Origin of the sequence: Streptomyces polygonati (genome assembly GCF_042650325.1) — a bacterium.
Classification (GTDB): Bacteria; Actinomycetota; Actinomycetes; order Streptomycetales; family Streptomycetaceae; genus Actinacidiphila; species Actinacidiphila polygonati.
The window spans coordinates 1-16,202 of record NZ_JBHSBB010000050.1; the positions used below are offsets into that span (position 1 = coordinate 1).

At 70.5% G+C, this 16,202-nt stretch carries 13 protein-coding genes; 9 read left to right on the plus strand and 4 right to left on the minus strand.

All coding sequences use genetic code 11. The annotated features are described in order from the left end of the window. Nucleotides 1-172: 172 nt before the first annotated feature. Nucleotides 173-1,435, minus strand: coding sequence for a hypothetical protein (locus ACFO3J_RS33525; RefSeq protein WP_386437846.1), 1,263 nt, complete (start codon nt 1,433-1,435; stop codon nt 173-175). 94 nt (nt 1,436-1,529) lie between these two features. On the opposite strand from ACFO3J_RS33525, the gene mtnA reads away from it, so the two are divergent. The 7 genes from mtnA to ACFO3J_RS33560 all read left to right on the plus strand — a co-directional run bounded on the left by mtnA (nt 1,530) and on the right by ACFO3J_RS33560 (nt 9,893). Further along, nucleotides 1,530-2,579, plus strand: a complete 1,050-nt coding sequence (gene mtnA, locus ACFO3J_RS33530) for an S-methyl-5-thioribose-1-phosphate isomerase (RefSeq protein ID WP_386437849.1) — start codon at nt 1,530-1,532, stop codon at nt 2,577-2,579. A 206-nt stretch (nt 2,580-2,785) separates the two neighbouring features. Further along, the gene (mtrA, locus tag ACFO3J_RS33535) at nt 2,786-3,475 is read left to right on the plus strand and encodes an MtrAB system response regulator MtrA (protein WP_386438387.1); all 690 of its coding nucleotides are present in this window, start codon (nt 2,786-2,788) and stop codon (nt 3,473-3,475) included. A 1-nt stretch (nt 3,476) separates the two neighbouring features. Next, entirely contained in the window at nt 3,477-5,432 is a 1,956-nt protein-coding gene (gene mtrB / locus ACFO3J_RS33540) for an MtrAB system histidine kinase MtrB (RefSeq protein ID WP_386437852.1), read from the plus strand. Then, on the plus strand, nt 5,432-7,270 hold the full coding sequence (locus tag ACFO3J_RS33545; protein WP_386437855.1) for an LpqB family beta-propeller domain-containing protein: 1,839 nt from the start codon (nt 5,432-5,434) through the stop codon (nt 7,268-7,270). Before mtrB ends, ACFO3J_RS33545 begins: the two co-directional genes overlap by 1 nt. Nucleotides 7,271-7,360: 90 nt before the next feature. Beyond that, nucleotides 7,361-8,071, plus strand: a complete 711-nt coding sequence (locus tag ACFO3J_RS33550) for a ComF family protein (protein WP_386437858.1) — start codon at nt 7,361-7,363, stop codon at nt 8,069-8,071. Between the two features lie 277 nt (nt 8,072-8,348). Next, entirely contained in the window at nt 8,349-9,038 is a 690-nt protein-coding gene (gene hpf / locus ACFO3J_RS33555) for a ribosome hibernation-promoting factor, HPF/YfiA family (protein ID WP_386437861.1), read from the plus strand. 114 nt (nt 9,039-9,152) lie between these two features. Beyond that, nucleotides 9,153-9,893 carry a response regulator gene (locus ACFO3J_RS33560; protein ID WP_386437864.1) on the plus strand — a complete coding sequence of 247 codons (741 nt, stop codon included), beginning with the start codon at nt 9,153-9,155 and terminating at the stop codon, nt 9,891-9,893. An 89-nt stretch (nt 9,894-9,982) separates the two neighbouring features. On the opposite strand, the gene ACFO3J_RS33565 is transcribed toward ACFO3J_RS33560, so the two are convergent. Together ACFO3J_RS33565 and ACFO3J_RS33570 are read right to left on the minus strand one after the other, a co-directional pair. Then, nucleotides 9,983-11,170: a winged helix-turn-helix domain-containing protein gene (locus ACFO3J_RS33565; RefSeq protein ID WP_386437867.1), complete on the minus strand. Its 1,188-nt coding sequence runs from the start codon at nt 11,168-11,170 to the stop codon at nt 9,983-9,985. Between the two features lie 84 nt (nt 11,171-11,254). Then, nucleotides 11,255-11,842 carry a GNAT family N-acetyltransferase gene (locus ACFO3J_RS33570; protein ID WP_386437870.1) on the minus strand — a complete coding sequence of 196 codons (588 nt, stop codon included), beginning with the start codon at nt 11,840-11,842 and terminating at the stop codon, nt 11,255-11,257. A gap of 238 nt (nt 11,843-12,080) precedes the next feature. Here ACFO3J_RS33570 and secA point away from each other — a divergent pair, with 238 nt between their 5' ends. Next, nucleotides 12,081-14,891 (plus strand): preprotein translocase subunit SecA, encoded by a 2,811-nt coding sequence (gene secA / locus ACFO3J_RS33575; RefSeq protein WP_386437873.1) that lies wholly within the window; start codon nt 12,081-12,083, stop codon nt 14,889-14,891. A 133-nt stretch (nt 14,892-15,024) separates the two neighbouring features. Here secA and ACFO3J_RS33580 read toward each other — a convergent pair whose 3' ends face one another. Beyond that, the gene (locus ACFO3J_RS33580; protein ID WP_386437876.1) at nt 15,025-15,540 is read right to left on the minus strand and encodes an Rv3235 family protein; all 516 of its coding nucleotides are present in this window, start codon (nt 15,538-15,540) and stop codon (nt 15,025-15,027) included. Between the two features lie 139 nt (nt 15,541-15,679). Between ACFO3J_RS33580 and ACFO3J_RS33585 the strand changes: the two genes are divergently transcribed. Further along, complete coding sequence (locus ACFO3J_RS33585) at nt 15,680-16,186, plus strand: DUF6912 family protein (protein WP_386437878.1); 507 nt, start codon at nt 15,680-15,682, stop codon at nt 16,184-16,186. Nucleotides 16,187-16,202: the final 16 nt, after the last annotated feature.

The following is a 16,202-nucleotide window of genomic DNA, read 5'->3' on the forward strand; positions in this document are numbered from 1 at the left end:
CGATGGTACTGCAGGGGGGACCCTGTGGGAGAGTAGGACACCGCCGAACAATTATTCAGCCCCTGCCCCGAGTCTCCGACTCGGGGCAGGGGCTTTTCTGCGTTCACCCGCTCCCTGCCCTGCGCTCTCTGGCCTGTCCCGCTCTTGCCTTACCGCCCTTACCGCGTCCCGCTCACACCTTGTTGTCCGCGCTCGCCGGCGCCGCGGCTGCCCGTACCAGCTCGATGTCCAGGGATTCACGGCGAATGCGCTGGTCCATGTACAGGAGCGTCGTCACCCCGGCGCTGATCGGCAGCGTGACAGTGGAGGCGAGAAGCTGGCCGACGCCGCTGATGACGAGGTACGTCCAGCTCAGATTGCTGTCGGAGCCGAACAGGGAACTGGAACCGTCGTCGGCCACGAGTGAACCGATCGCGATGAACGGGATTTCAATGAGCGTGCTGATGACGCCCGCGATGAGCAGGCCGACGAACTGGACGCCGAGGACCCGCCACCACTCCCCGCGTACGAGCTTCGAAGAACGCCTCAGCGCTGCGATGGCGCCCTGCTTTTCCAGCGTCAGGGCCGGTCCCGCGAGGCTCCATTGGACCCAGAGCCAGATGGCGACGATCGAGCCGCCGAAGAAGCCGAGCGACCCGAGGGCGGCTCCGCCGTTCTCCCCGCCGGCCAGGGCGATGAGTGCCCCCGGAAGTACGCCCACGAGGATCACTCCGTAGAGCATCACCGCGATCAGCAGGGTCAGACCCAGCAGTTGGCCCAGTCGTGGTCGGGCGTCGCGCCACAGGTCCCTCGACCTGACGGCACGTCCCAGGACGGTGCGGCTGGTCACCAGCCCGAGCAGGCCGGTGGCGAAGACCGTACCGATGATGGTGACCAGGGACATGAGGCCCAGGCTCACGAAGGTGCCGCTGAAGCTGTGCAGGATCTCGCCCACACTCGGGTCGGGGTCGTCCTGGAGGCTCTTGAGGTGGGTGTCGCCGACGAACAGTCCCTGGACGACGACCGAGACACTCACCGTGACCAGGGCAATCGCGAAGGTGACCGTGAGGACCGCCCGCCACTGCAGTTTCAGCGTGGTGAAGGCGCCCTCCAGCATGTCCCCCATCCGGAGGGGTCGTAGCGGAATGACACCGGGCTTGGGCGCCTGGGCCGGGATCCAGGGGCCCTGCTGCCAGCCACCTCCCGGTGGCGTCGCTCCCCAGCCCTGGCCCCAGCGCGGTGGGCCGTCCTGCGGCTGCTGCGCTCCGGGGGGCGGGGTCCAGTTGGCCCAACCGCTCACCGGCGGTGGCTGCTGCGGTGCCCAGCGGGGCGGACCGGCGGTCGCGGCCGGTGGGCCGGCGGGCTCCGGGATGGCGGATGCGGGGCTCTGGCCGTCTTCCGGCTCGGGGGAGTCGGAGGAGGATCCGGGCGATTCGGAGCCCGGAGCGTTGGTCATCGGAGGCTGCCCCTTCGTTGTGCGCGCTGCTCTACTGGCCGCCCATCGTGTCATGGGCTGCCGCCGAAGCCGGTTCGCAGGGCAGACTGGAACAATGGGTGACCACTTCACGCGACCTGAGCACGGCATCATCCCGGCGCTGCGTTGGGAGGAGCCTCCTGAGGGCCCGGTGCTGGTCCTTCTCGACCAGACCAGGCTTCCCCATGAGGAGGTCGAGCTGGTGTGTACGGACGTACAGGCGCTGGTGGGGGCGATACGGTCGCTGGCGGTGCGGGGTGCGCCGTTGCTCGGGCTGGCCGGGGCCTACGGGATCGCGCTGGCGGCCGCGCGCGGCTATGACGTCGAGGAGGCCGCGGATCTGCTCGCGCACGCCCGGCCGACGGCCGTCAACTTGGAGTACGGAGTTCGGCGCGCGTTGAGGGCCTACCGTCAGGCGGCCCCGGAGCAGGCCGCGTCCGCGGCGCTCACGGAGGCGCGGGCGGTCCATGTCGAGGACGCGGCGGCGAGCAGGGCGATGGCCGAACACGGCGGTCACCTGCTGGCGGAACTGGTGACCGGCGGTGGATACCGGATCCTCACGCATTGCAACACGGGCGCCCTGGTGTCGGGCGGCGAGGGGACGGCGTTCGCGGTCGTCCTGGCCGCGCACCGGTCCGGCGAGCTGCGGCGGCTGTGGGTGGACGAGACGAGGCCGCTGCTCCAGGGCGCCCGGCTGACGGCGTACGAAGCGGCCCGGGCGGGGATGCCGTACACGCTGCTCGCCGACAACGCGGCCGGGTCGCTGTTCAGCGCCGGCGAAGTGGACGCGGTGCTGGTGGGGGCGGACCGGATCGCCGCGGACGGCGCGACGGCGAACAAGGTGGGCACCTATCCGCTGGCGGTGCTCGCCCGCCATCACCACGTGCCGTTCATCGTGGTGGCGCCGACGACTACGGTGGACCTGACAACCCCGGACGGTGCTTCGATCGAGGTGGAGCAGCGTTCGGGCAGCGAGGTGACGGACCTCGCACCGTCGCCGCTGGGTACGCAGGCGTACAACCCGGCCTTCGATGTGACTCCGCCGGATCTGATCACGGCGATCGTGACGGAGAACGGGGTGGTCTCGCCGGTCACGGCCGGGGGGCTGGCGGCTGTCTGCGGCTGACGGCCGTGGTCCGGTCCGGGCCGCGCCTTCACCGGGCCCGGTCCATACTGGCCACATGATCTCGGTAGCAGCCCTCCGAAAGCGTGACATCCACGCCTGACAGCAACGGCGGCAGATCCCGCTGGACAACCGTGGACAACCACGGACATAGACCCAGGCCCGTGACCTACATCACCGGTGGTCACGTTAACCGATATGCAAATGGGATGATGGTCGGTATGAAGGGACGTGTCCTGGTCGTCGACGACGACACCGCGCTGTCAGAGATGCTTGGCATCGTGCTGCGCGGAGAAGGTTTTGAGCCGTCGTTCTGCGCCGACGGTGACAAGGCGCTGGCTGCTTTCCGGGAGACCAAGCCTGATCTGGTGCTCCTGGACCTGATGCTGCCGGGACGGGACGGCATTGATGTGTGTCGGCAGATCCGGGCGGAGTCCGGGGTGCCGATTGTGATGCTCACGGCGAAGAGCGACACGGTGGATGTGGTGGTCGGCCTCGAATCGGGGGCGGACGACTACGTCATCAAGCCGTTCAAGCCGAAGGAGCTGGTCGCGCGGGTCCGGGCGCGGTTGCGCCGGGCGGAGGAGCCGACGCCCGAGCAGCTGGCGATCGGTGATCTGGTGATCGACGTGGCCGGCCACTCGGTGAAGCGCGGCGGGCAGCCGATCGCGCTGACGCCTTTGGAGTTCGACCTACTGGTGGCGCTGGCACGCAAGCCGTGGCAGGTGTTCACCCGGGAGGTGTTGCTGGAGCAGGTCTGGGGTTACCGGCACGCCGCCGACACCCGGCTGGTGAATGTGCATGTTCAGCGGCTGCGCTCGAAGGTGGAGCAGGACCCGGAGCGTCCGGAGATCGTTGTGACGGTCCGCGGTGTCGGGTACAAGGCGGGACCGGGCTGAGATGAGCGTGTCGCACGAGCGTGAGCGGTTGGAGAACCGGCTGGCCGAGCCCTTGCGGGGCCTGCTGCCGGTGATCCGTTCGTTCGTGCGCTGGGCACGGCGTCCGCTCCAGCCGGTGGCGCGGCTGTGGCGGCGCAACATCCAGCTCCGGGTGGTCGCCTTCACGCTGCTGATGTCGGTCGGCGTGGTGCTGCTGCTCGGCTTCGTGGTGATCGGGCAGGTCAAGAACGGACTGCTCGACGCCAAGGAGAAGGCCGCCGAGAATCAGGCCACCGGCGGATTCCACATCGCGCAGGACATGGCCTCGACGGGCAGCCGGTCGCAGGGCACCTCGGGCCCCGGCGCCACCCAGGGCGCGGTCCACGCGGGGGACTGGCTCACCAATCTCGTGCAGCAGTTCGCCAGCGGCGGCAAGGGCCTCTACTGGATCGTCACGCTGAGCCCCGGTGCCGGCAGTGACGAGTCCTTCGGCCAGGCCAGTGTCAATACGCACGGGTCGCACGGCTCCGGCAGCATCCTGCCCGACGCGAGCATCCCCGCTTCGCTGCGCGCCGCGGTGGAGAAGCACTCGGGCGCCGTCGAGCAGTACACCCTGGCCAGAACCAGTGACGGCAATCCGCCGCAGCCGGCCCTCGCCGTCGGCAAGCGGCTGACGGACATCGACGGGAATTCGTACGAGCTGTACTACCTGTTCCCGTTCGACCAGGAGGCGAAGACCCTCGGCCTGGTCAAGGGCACGCTGGCCACCGCGGGGATCTTCGTGGTCGTGCTGCTCGGCGCGATCGCCTGGCTGGTGACGCGGCAGGTGGTGACGCCGGTGCGGATGGCGGCCGGGATCGCCGAACGGCTGGCGGCCGGCCGATTGCAGGAGCGGATGCAGGTCACGGGCGAGGACGACATCGCCAGACTCGGTGAGTCCTTCAACAAGATGGCACAGACCCTGCAGAGCAAGATCCAGCAGCTGGAGGACCTGTCGCGCATGCAGCGCCGCTTCGTCTCCGATGTCTCGCACGAGCTGAGGACACCGCTGACGACGGTACGGATGGCGGCGGACGTCATCCATGACGCGCGCACCGACTTCGATCCGGCGACGGCCAGGTCCGCCGAACTGCTGCAGAACCAGCTGGACCGTTTCGAGTCGCTGCTGTCCGACCTGCTGGAGATCAGCAGGTTCGACGCGGGCGCCGCCGAGCTGTCCGCGGAGCCGATAGATCTGCGCGAGGTGGTCCGCCGGGTGGTGGACGCGGCGGAGCCGCTCGCCGAGCGCAAGGGCAGCCGGGTGGTGATACGGGGTGACGCGCAGCCGGTGATAGCCGAGGCGGACCCGCGCCGAATAGAGCGCGTGCTGCGCAATCTGGTGGTCAACGCCATCGAGTACGGCGAGGGCCAGGACGTGCTGGTACGGCTGGCGACCGCGGACGGCGCGGTGGCGATCGCGGTGCGGGATTACGGTGTCGGGCTGAAGCCGGGCGAGGCGACCCGGGTGTTCAACCGGTTCTGGCGGGCCGATCCGGCGCGGGCCCGCACCACCGGTGGTACCGGCCTCGGCCTGTCCATCGCCGTGGAGGACGCCCGGCTGCACGGCGGGTGGCTGCAGGCGTGGGGCGAGCCGGGCGGCGGGTCGCAGTTCCGGGTGACGCTGCCCCGGACCGCGGGCGACAGTCTGCGGGGTTCGCCGCTGCCGCTGGAGCCGGACGACTCGCGGCGCAATCGCGGGCTGCTTTCCTCGGGCCTGCCGGCCCGGGCCGCCGCGCCCGCGTCCGTACCGGTGCCGCGTACGGGTACGACGGCCGACCGGGGGTGGGGGCGCGATTCCGGGCAGCCGCCGCAGATACCGGGGATGCCGCCGGTGCCCAACGCCCTGCCGAGGCCGCCGGCCGCCGACCCGGCGGCGCTGCCGGGCAGCGGGGCGCGGGTGGTGGAGCGCAGGGATACGGCCAGGGAAGGCGACGCGTGATGCGTGCGAAGGGAAGCCGGGGGCGGCTGCTGCGGTTGGGTGCGCTGCCGTTGTGCGCGTCGCTGCTGCTGCTGGCCGGATGCGCTTCGATGCCCAGCAGCGGTGAGGTGCGCAAGGTCGACGACGGGCAGGGCGCGGACGCCGACCCGCAGGTGCGGTTCTTTCCGCTGGCCCCGACCGCGGACGAGAACCCGGCGGAGATCGTCAACGGATTCCTGCAGGCCACGACCGGCAGTGAGACGGACTTCGCGACCGCCAAGAAGTTCCTGACCAAGAGCGTGGCCGCGAAGTGGAAGCCGCTGACGGGGATCACGGTGTACTCCTCCAGCGATTTCCAGGTGACGGAGGACGGCGGGACGGGCGGCAAGAACGCCCGGACCGTCAATCTGTCCGCCGTCAAGACGGCCGTGGTGGACGACAAGCACGCCTACCAGCCGCAGCAGGGTGACTTTCAGGTGCCCTTCCACCTGGTCAAAGAGAAGGACGGATGGCGGATCGACGGGCTCCAGGACGGCCTGATCCTCTCCGAGACGGAGTTCCAGCAGCTCTACCAGTCCGCGGATCTGTACTACTTCGCCAAGCTCGGGGCGGACGCACAGCGTGACGGCGGCAAGCAGCGGCTGGTGGCCGACCCGGTGTACTTGCGCAGCCAGGAGAGCAATCCCCTGGTGTCGGCGGTCTCGGCGCTGCTCAGCGGCCCGACGGACTGGCTGTCACCGGTGGCCTACAGCGCGGCCCCGGCCGGCACCCGGCTCGACGGCAAAGCCCCTGACGGCGGCGTCGATCTCGATGACTCGCAGCACTTGCGGGTCCGGCTCGACAACCGCAGCGCGGACCGGCTGAACCCGCTCAGCTGTGTGCAGCTGGCCGCGCAGCTCTTCACCACCGCACAGGCCCAGGCGACGGCGAAGCTGGCCTCCGCCGAGGTGGACCGGGCGGACGGCGCCGCGGTGTGCAGCGTGCCGGGCACGCAGGCGCTGTCCTACGGTCCGGAGAGTCTGGCCGGGACGACCTCGCAGCCCTACTACATCGGGACACAGGGCCATCGTCTGCTGACGCTGGGCCGGGACAGCACGGCGGCGACGCCGGTTTCCGGGCCCTTCGGGACGGCGAAGGCCGATCTGGGCTCTGTCGCGGTGCGGTTCGACGAGGAGGAGGCGGCCGGGGTGCGTACCAATGGCCGCGACCTGGTCGTCGGCCCGCTGCTCGGCAATGGGCCCTTCGCCCAGCCGGTGCTGAAAAGCACCGCGGCGAACCCCAAGAAGGACGGACTCAGCGCTCCGAGCTGGGACGGGCTCGGGGACCTGTGGGTGGCCGACCGTGATCCGAAGGCCCCCAGACTGCTGATGCTGCGGGACGGGAGCGGCCCGCCGATCGAGGTGCCGGTGCCGGGCCTGGACGGGCGGGTGGAATCGCTGCGGGTCTCCTCGGACGGAGTGCGGATCGCTCTGGTGGTGCGGCAGGGCACGTCGGTGAGCTTGCGGCTCGGCAGGATCCAGCGGGGCACCGCACAGCATCCGGACGCCTTCTCGGTGACCGGCTTGCAGACCCTCAGCCCTCCCGACGAGAACGTCGCTTCGGTGTCGTGGGCCGGAAGCAGCCAGCTGGTGGTGCTGGGTACGGAGTCGGGTGAGGTGCAGCAGATCCAGTATCTGAACACCGACGGCTCGACGGCGCCCACCGTCCAGGGGATAAACGAGGCGACATCGGTGGCGGCGTCCGAGGACCAGAGCAAGCCGCTGCTGATGTCCTACAACGCCGATGTCTACGTGCTCCCCGCCGATGCCCACTGGCAGCGGGTCTCCCCGGCGGGGACCGGGCCGGTCTACCCGGGGTGAGCCGGAGCCGGCGCCCGACCGGTCCGCGTTGTCCACAACCCCCGAAAGAGTGACTGGTGGCGGGACCTGGCGGCCCCGCACAGTAGAGGCATGCGGGGCTGGTGGCAGGAGATCACCGGGCTGGTACTCCCGGTGGACTGCGCGGGGTGCGGGCTGCCGCGGACGGAGTTGTGCGGGCGGTGTACGGGGCTGCTGGGCGGGGCGGCCTCGGCGCGGCGGGTGTGGCCGTCCCCGGAGCCGCCCGGGCTGCCGCCGGTCTACGCCGCCGCCCTTTACGGTGACGAGGTGCGGGCGGTGGTCCTGGCGCACAAGGAACGGGGTGCGCTGGGCCTGGCCGGGCCGCTGGGTGGGGCGCTGGCCGGGGCGGTACGGCGGGTGTACGCCGCCGGGCCGGTGCTGCTGGTGCCGGTGCCTTCGGCGCGGCGGGCGGTGGCTCAGCGCGGGCATGACGCCACCGCTCGGATGACCCGGGCGGCGGCCCGGGCGCTGCGCGGGCAAGGGGTGCCGGCCAGGGCGGTGGCGGTGCTGCGGCAGCTGCGGCCGGTCGCCGACCAGTCCGGGCTGGCTGCGGCCGAGCGGCTGGCGAACCTGTCCGGCGCGGTGGCCGCGGGCGGTGGCAGGCTGCCGCTGCTGGGGGTCGCGCCGGTGGTGCTGGTGGACGACCTGATGACCACCGGAGCCTCCCTGACCTTGGCGGCCGGGGCGGTGGCGGCGGCCGGCGGCCGGGTCGTGGGCGCGGCGGTGGTGGCCGGGCCGCGCGATCCGGAGGGGCGTCAGGAGGGGCGTCTCGACGGCGGGTAAGGGCCTGGCGCGGCGGGATTCATTCGAATGGAGGAGCGGCGGCGCCGGGGATGCCGAGTTGCGTACTTCGGGTCTATGTTCGAAGGAGAGGGAAGTGGACCATTTCTGGTGTCGATCTTCCCTTCGGGGCAGAAGGAGGTGAAAGCCGCGGCTTCACGTCCCGGGGTCCGGGGCGGCGGAGCAGCAGCCGACGCAGCGCCGGACGGGTCTGGCATCCGTTCCGGCCTCAGGAAAGGGATCGCCCCTGATCAGTGGGTGGTCCGGAACGGAGTTCTGCGTGGACATCGTCGTCAAAGGCCACAAGACCGAGGTGCCGGAAAGGTTCCGGAGGCATGTGGCCGAGAAACTGGACAAGATCCAGAAGCTCGACGGCAAGGTGATCAGCCTCGACGTCGAGGTGTCCAAGGAGCTCAACCCCCGGCAGGCGGAGCATTCCGACCGGGTGGAGATCACGCTCAACACGCGTGGCCCCGTGATCCGCGCCGAAGCAGCGGCGGCGGATCCGTACGCGGCTCTGGACGCGGCCGTCACGAAGCTGGAGGCGCGGCTGCGCAAGGCCGCGAGCAAGCGCCACACCCGACGGGGCAACGGCCGGACGCCGGCCTCGGACGTCGCCACGATCGTGCCGGGGACGGCGTCGATCAACGGCGACGGGGAGTTCGCCGCCGACCACGTCACCGACGGGGTGCCGGCCAGCAGGTTCGGTTCGCTCGAAGTGCGCGGTGAGGGACCGCTGGTGGTCCGGGAGAAGACGCATCCCGCCACACCGATGGGGTTGGACCAGGCGCTGTACGAGATGGAATTGGTCGGGCACGACTTCTATCTGTTCGTCGACAGCGAGACCAAGCAGCCGAGCGTGGTCTACCGCCGGCAGGGCTACGACTACGGCGTCATCCATCTGAATGAGGATCAGGCAGGAGCAGGGGTTCCGGCCGACGCGGGCGCCATGCTGCGTCACGGGGCCTGAGACCGGCAGACAAGCGGCAGTTGGGTGCCCCCGGGTTCGTCCTGGGGGCACCACCGCGCGGGGGACGTGAAATGCTGGACCAATGCCCAATTCTGGTCTGAGGGGGAGGATCTGATGCCGGATTTCGACCATGGGGCTCCCGGTACGCGCGGCCCGGTCCCCTATGAAGCGCCGGCGGTGAGTCCGGCCCGCGCCGAACCCATCCGGGTGCTGGTCGTGGATGATCACGCGTTGTTCCGGCGGGGCTTGGAGATCGTCCTCGCGCAGGAGGAGGACATCCAGGTCATCGGTGAGGCCGGGGACGGTGCGGAGGCCGTGGAGAAGGCCGCCGACCTGCTGCCGGACATCGTGCTGATGGATGTGCGGATGCCGCGGCGCGGCGGCATCGAGGCGTGCACGTCGATCAAGGAGGTCGCGCCCAGCGCCAAGATCATCATGCTGACCATAAGCGACGAGGAAGCCGACCTCTACGAGGCGATCAAGGCCGGGGCGACCGGCTATCTGCTCAAGGAGATCTCCACCGACGAGGTGGCGACCGCGATCCGTGCCGTCGCCGACGGGCAGTCGCAGATCAGCCCGTCGATGGCGTCGAAGCTGCTCACCGAGTTCAAGTCGATGATCCAGCGCACCGACGAGCGACGACTGGTGCCCGCACCCAAGCTCACCGACCGTGAGCTGGAAGTGCTCAAGCTGGTGGCGACCGGGCTGAACAACCGGGACATCGCCAAACAGCTGTTCATCAGTGAGAACACCGTGAAGAACCACGTGCGCAACATCCTGGAGAAGTTGCAGCTGCACTCCCGGATGGAAGCGGTGGTCTACGCGATGCGGGAGAAGATCCTGGAGATCCGCTAGCCGGGGCACCGCCGACGGGAGAGCCGACCGGGCCCAGCCACCCTGCTGGGCCGGACGGGCGCCGGGGCGGACGGGCCGATCCGGGCCGGTCAGTGGGGGCCGTGGGCGCCCCGGACCGCCTCGACCAGCGGGGCGCGGAGGGTCTCCGGCAGCACTCTTTCCACCCGGGCCTCCACGCAGCCGACCCAGCCGGCCGCCTCCGCGATGGCGTCGGCCGCGGGCTGCACCGCCTTCGGGCCGTTCAGGGACACCTGGCGGGCCACCAGCGTTTTGCCCTCACGGGCCGGATCCACCCGGCCCACCAGTTTTCCGCCCGCCAGCAGCGGCATCGCGAAATAGCCGTGCACCCGCCTGGGCTTGGGGGTGTAGGCCTCCAGCCGGTGGGTGAAACCGAAGATCCGCTCGGTGCGCGGCCGGTCCCAGATCAGCGAGTCGAACGGGGACAGCAGCGTCGTGCGGTGCCGGCCGCGCGGTTCGACGGCCAGCGCCGCCGGATCGGCCCAGGCGGGCTTGCCCCAGCCCTCGACCTCGACCGGCACCAGCCCGGTGTCCCCGATCACCGCAGTGACCTGCTCACCCTTGAGCCGGTGGTAGTCCGCGAGGTCGGAGCGGGTGGCGACGCCCAGCGCCGCTCCCGCCAGGGTGACCAGTCGGCGCGCGCACTCCGTGTCGTCCAGGTCGTCGTGCAGCAGCGCGCCGGGGACGGCACGCTCGGCCAGGTCGTAGATCCGCTTCCAGCCGCGCCGCTGGGTGCAGACCACCTGGCCGGTGTCCAGCAGCCATTCCACCGCGATCTTCGTCTCGGACCAGTCCCACCACAGGCCGCCGTTCTTGGCGCCGCCGAGCTGGGTGGAGTTCAGCGGGCCCTCGGCCTTCAGCTGGTCCAGGACGGCGGCGAGGGAGCGCTCGGCGTCCGCCAGCAGGTGCCAGCGGTGCCCGCGGGCGCGCATGGCGCGGCGGCGGAAGGCGAAGTGCGGCCACTCCTCGATGGGCAGGACGCAGGCGGCGTGCGACCAGTACTCGAAAGCGTGATGGTCCGTCCAGTACGCCTGCTCCACCGCCTCGCGGCCCACCGCGCCGAGCCGTGCGTACGGGATCAGCTCGTGCGACCTGGCCAGCACCGAGATCGTGTCCAGCTGCACCGCGCCCAGCGACCGCAGGACTCCCCGCGTGCCGGCCCGCCGGTCGGGGGCGCCGAGGAAGCCCTGGGCGCGCAGGGCGATCCTGCGGGCCTCGTCGGCGGACAAGGTGAGCTGGGGCGGCGGGAGGAGCGTCATGGCGGAAGCCTAGAGCCGGCCACTGACAAACGCCCTGACCTGCGCTGATGTCCGTCGGCAGGAGGACTTCCCGCCCATCTCCGGCTACCTCCCGTACGGCAGGTAGGCCGACGCGGTCGGGCGGCCCCAGTCCGACGGCAGCAGTGACCCGCTCCAGGCGTCCCGCCGGGTGCCCTCTTTGATGATCTTTGCCCGGATGGTGCCCTCCATCACAAAGCCCAGCCTCAGCGCGACCGCGCGCGAGCCTTCGTTGCCGGCCTCGGCGTACCACTCGATCCGCTCCACGGCGAGCGTTTCGAAGGCCCAGTCGCAGGCGGCACGCGCCGCCTCCACGGTGTACCCCTTGCCGCGCTGCTCCTCGGCCGTCCAGTAGCCCAGTTCCGCCTGGTGGTCCGGGGCGGGCAGCCGCCCGAGCCGGAGCAGACCCATCGAGCCCACCAGGTCCCCGGTGGCCCGGGTGAAGACGCCGAAGTTGAAGAGCGTGTCGTCCCGCCAGCCTTCCACGCAGATCCGGCCGATGAAGTCGGTCGCGTTCGCCAGGGCGTACGGTGAGGGGACGCTCGTCCAGCGCGGGATCTCCGGGTCCTGGCAGGCCGCGTACACGGCCTGGGCGTCGGCGGGCTCCAGCGGGCGCAGCAGGAGACGGTCGGTGGTGAGGGTGATCGGTTCCATGCTGAATCGCACCTTCCGGTAAGAGGCCGAGGGACCTGCGGCCGAGTATCACCGAGCCCCGAGGGTGCTGGAAAAGCGTTTTGCCTCTACCGGGCCTCCCGGCCCCCTGGTCTCCTCGCTTACCATGGCCGTTGCAGCTGGGCCGAGACCGTCCGAACACCGTCCGAGACAGTCGAGAACCCCCCGCTGTGCCAGCGCGGGAGCCGCGCCAGGCCCGACCGGCAAGGAGCCAGCCTACGTGTCCGTCATCAGCAAGATCATGCGTGCAGGTGAAGGCAAGATCCTGCGCAAGCTGCACCGCATCGCGGACCAGGTCAATTCCATCGAAGAGGACTTCATCAACCTCTCCGATGCCGAGCTGAGGGCCCTCACCGACGAGTACAAAGAGCGCTACGAAGGGGGCGAGTCGCTCGACGACCTGCTCCCCGAGGCGTTCGCCACCGTCCGTGAGGCGGCCAAGCGCGTGCTGGGACAGCGTCACTACGACGTGCAGATCATGGGCGGCGCGGCGCTGCACCTCGGCTATGTCGCCGAGATGCGCACCGGCGAGGGAAAGACCCTGGTCGGGACCCTGCCCGCTTATCTGAACGCGATTTCCAACAAGGGCGTCCACCTCATCACCGTCAACGACTACCTCGCCGAGCGCGACTCGGAGTGGATGGGCCGGGTGCACAAATTCCTCGGCCTGGAGGTCGGCTGCATCCTGGCGAACATGACGCCCGCCGAGCGCCGTGAGCAGTACGCCTGTGACATCACCTACGGCACCAACAACGAGTTCGGCTTCGACTACCTGCGCGACAACATGGCGTGGTCGAAGGAGGAGCTGGTCCAGCGCGGTCACAATTTCGCGATCGTGGACGAGGTCGACTCCATCCTGGTGGACGAGGCCCGTACCCCGCTGATCATCTCCGGTCCGGCGGACCAGGCCACCAAGTGGTACAGCGACTTCGCCCGCCTGGTGAAGCGGCTCACCCGCGGCGAGGCGAGCAGCCTCGGCAAGGAGGAGACCGGCGACTACGACGTGGACGAGAAGAAGCGCACCGTCGCCATCCACGAGTCGGGTGTCGCCAAGGTCGAGGACTGGCTGGGCATCGACAACCTCTACGAGTCGGTGAACACCCCGCTCGTCGGTTATCTGAACAACGCCATCAAGGCCAAGGAGCTCTACAAGAACGACAAGGACTACGTCGTCATGGACGGCGAAGTCATGATCGTCGACGAGCACACCGGCCGTATCCTGGCCGGCCGCCGCTACAACGAGGGCATGCACCAGGCGATCGAGGCGAAGGAAGAGGTGGACATCAAGGACGAGAACCAGACCCTTGCCACCATCACCCTGCAGAACTTCTTCCGTCTGTACGACAAGCTGTGCGGTATGACCGGTACGGCCATGACCGAGGCCGCCGAATTCCACCAGATCTACAAGCTCGGCGTGGTACCGATCCCCACCAACCGCCCGATGCAGCGCCTCGACAAGCCGGACCTGATCTACCGCACCGAAGAGGCGAAGTTCGCGGCCGTGGTCGAGGACATCGTGGAGAAGCACGAGAAGGGCCAGCCGGTCCTGGTCGGCACCGTCTCGGTGGAGAAGTCGGAATACCTCTCGGCGCAGCTGTCCAAGCGCGGTGTCCCGCACGAGGTGCTGAACGCCAAGCAGCACGACCGTGAGGCGTCCATCGTCGCTCAGGCGGGCCGCAAGGGCGCCGTCACCGTCGCCACCAACATGGCCGGGCGCGGTACCGACATCAAGCTCGGCGGCAACCCCGACGACCTCGCCGAGGCGGAGCTGCGGCAGCGCGGCCTCGACCCGGTCGAGCATGTCGAGGAGTGGGCCTCGGCGCTGCCGGACGCGCTGGAGCGCGCGGAGGCGGCCGTCAAGGCCGAGTTCGAAGAGGTCAAGGAGCTCGGCGGCCTGTATGTGCTGGGCACCGAGCGCCACGAGTCGCGCCGGATCGACAACCAGCTGCGCGGCCGCAGCGGCCGGCAGGGGGACCCGGGCGAGTCCCGCTTCTACCTCTCGCTGGGCGACGACCTGATGCGGCTGTTCAAGGCGCAGATGGTCGAGCGCGTGATGTCCATGGCGAACGTGCCGGACGACGTGCCGATCGAGAACAAGATGGTCACCCGCGCCATCGCCTCCGCCCAGTCGCAGGTGGAGCAGCAGAACTTCGAGATCCGCAAGAACGTCCTGAAGTACGACGAGGTGCTCAACCGGCAGCGCGAGGTCATCTACGGCGAGCGCCGCCGCGTCCTGGAGGGCGAGGACCTGCACGAGCAGGTGCAGCACTTCATGGACGACACCATCGACGCGTACATCGACGCCGAGACCCGCGACGGCTTCGCCGAGGACTGGGACCTGGACCGGCTGTGGGGCGCCTTCAAGCAGCTCTACCCGGCCAAGGCCACCATCGAGGAGCTGGAGGAGGCGGCCGGCGACCGGGCCGGTATCACCGCCGAGTTCATCGCCGAGTCGGTCAAGGACGACATCCACGAGCAGTACGCCGAGCGCGAGAAGCAGCTCGGCGAGGAGATCATGCGCGAGCTGGAGCGGCGCGTGGTGCTCTCGGTGCTGGACCGCAAGTGGCGCGAGCACCTCTACGAGATGGACTACCTCCAGGAGGGCATCGGTCTGCGCGCCATGGCGCAGCGCGACCCGCTGGTGGAGTACCAGCGTGAGGGCTTCGACATGTTCACCGCCATGATGGACGGCATCAAGGAGGAGTCCGTCGGCTATCTGTTCAACCTGGAGGTCCAGGTCGAGCAGCAGGTCGAGGAGGTCCCGGTGACGGACGCCGAGGTCGAGGACGCGGCGCCGTCGCTGGTCAAGGAGATCCGTCCGGAGATCCGTGCCAAGGGCCTGGAGGCTCCCAAGCGGGCCGACCGGCTGCACTTCTCCGCTCCTTCGGTGGACGGCGAGGGCGGCGTCGTCGAGGGCGACTTCGCCGGCGCGGCGGTGGACGGCGGCGCCTCCGCCGATGACGAGGAGAGCGGTACGACGCGCGCGGAGCGCCGCCGGGCCGCCAAGGGCGGGCGTCGCCGCAAGAAGTAGGGCGCGCGGAGCAGGGCGCGGTACAGGGAAGTCCACCGGCTCGGGGCCGGACCGATCAGGTCCGGCCCCGAGCCGTCTCCGGGTCCGGCTACGTCTCCGGTCCTGCCGCGGCGGCCGCTCGCCGGGCGCGGGCTCACCGCGCGGCCACCGCGGTGCAGCGCCAGCGGGCGGGTCCGTAGCCGGGGCCCGACTCGTCGTCGCCGGGTTCGAGGCGGAAGGCCAGGGCGCGGAAGACGTCCTGGTCCAGGGCGACCACCGCGGCCACTTCGAGGGCTCCGTCGGTGGTACGGAAGATCCGGCAGCGGTACACGTAAGGGGTACGGCCCCGGGCGCGGCCGCGCCAGTCGGCGCGGGCCGCGTGCCGCTCCCACAGCCGCTGGTACGCCTCGTCGCGCACCCGCCCGGCCAGACAGGTCAGCGGCTGGCGCCCGGTCAGGACGTCCAGCAGGCGGCCGGCGAACCAGACGTGGGGCGGCAGCGGACGCAGGGCGGGGGCCTGGGCCGGAGCGGCGGCCGGGCGTACGGCGCCGTTCGGGCGGCCCGTGGGGCGGCGGGAGTCGCGGCGTCCGGGCGGGGCGGCGCTGCCCGCCCGGCGCGCGGCGGCGGGGGCCGGGGACGGCACGGACGGGGGCGGGGCGGGGCTGCGCATCGACGACTCCCAAGATCGTTACCGGTTGGTAGGGCCGGTTGTAGGGGGTCGCGGCAGTCGCGGGCAAGCTCTCGGGGAGCCGCCGGGAGGCCGCCTGAGATTCACCTATCCGGATGGTGGCGCACGTATGCTTCACGCCATGCGCGTCTACATCCCCACCACGCTCGCCGGGCTCGCCGAGGCATACAAGGCGGGCGAGATCGGGCCCGCGCCGCTGGACGCCTTCGCGGTGACACCCGGCCTGCGCGAGTGGTACGTCTCGGACGACATCGAGGAACTGGAGTACGCGGCGTTGACGCGGGCGGCCCAGGCGTCGCTGCGGCTGCTGGCGGCGCATCCGGACGTGCCGCGCAAGCGGGTGGTGGTGGCCCTGGACGTCGGCGACGGCGAGGTGCGCCACGACCCCGACCGCGGCCTGGACCCCGGCACCCTCGGCGAGGTGCGGCTGGCCCGGGCGGTGCCGCTGACGAAGGCCGCGGCGGTGCACCTGGACGCGGCCGGGGCGGAGCGGGACGTCCGCGCGGCGGCGGACGCGGTCGGCGCCGCCGACACCGGGGACGACGACGCGCGGTTCACGGTCGACGGGGCCGAGGACCACGAACTGCTCTGGTACGCCACGCAGGAGATCCCCCATCTGATCGGCTGAGGCGAAGCGGGCCCGG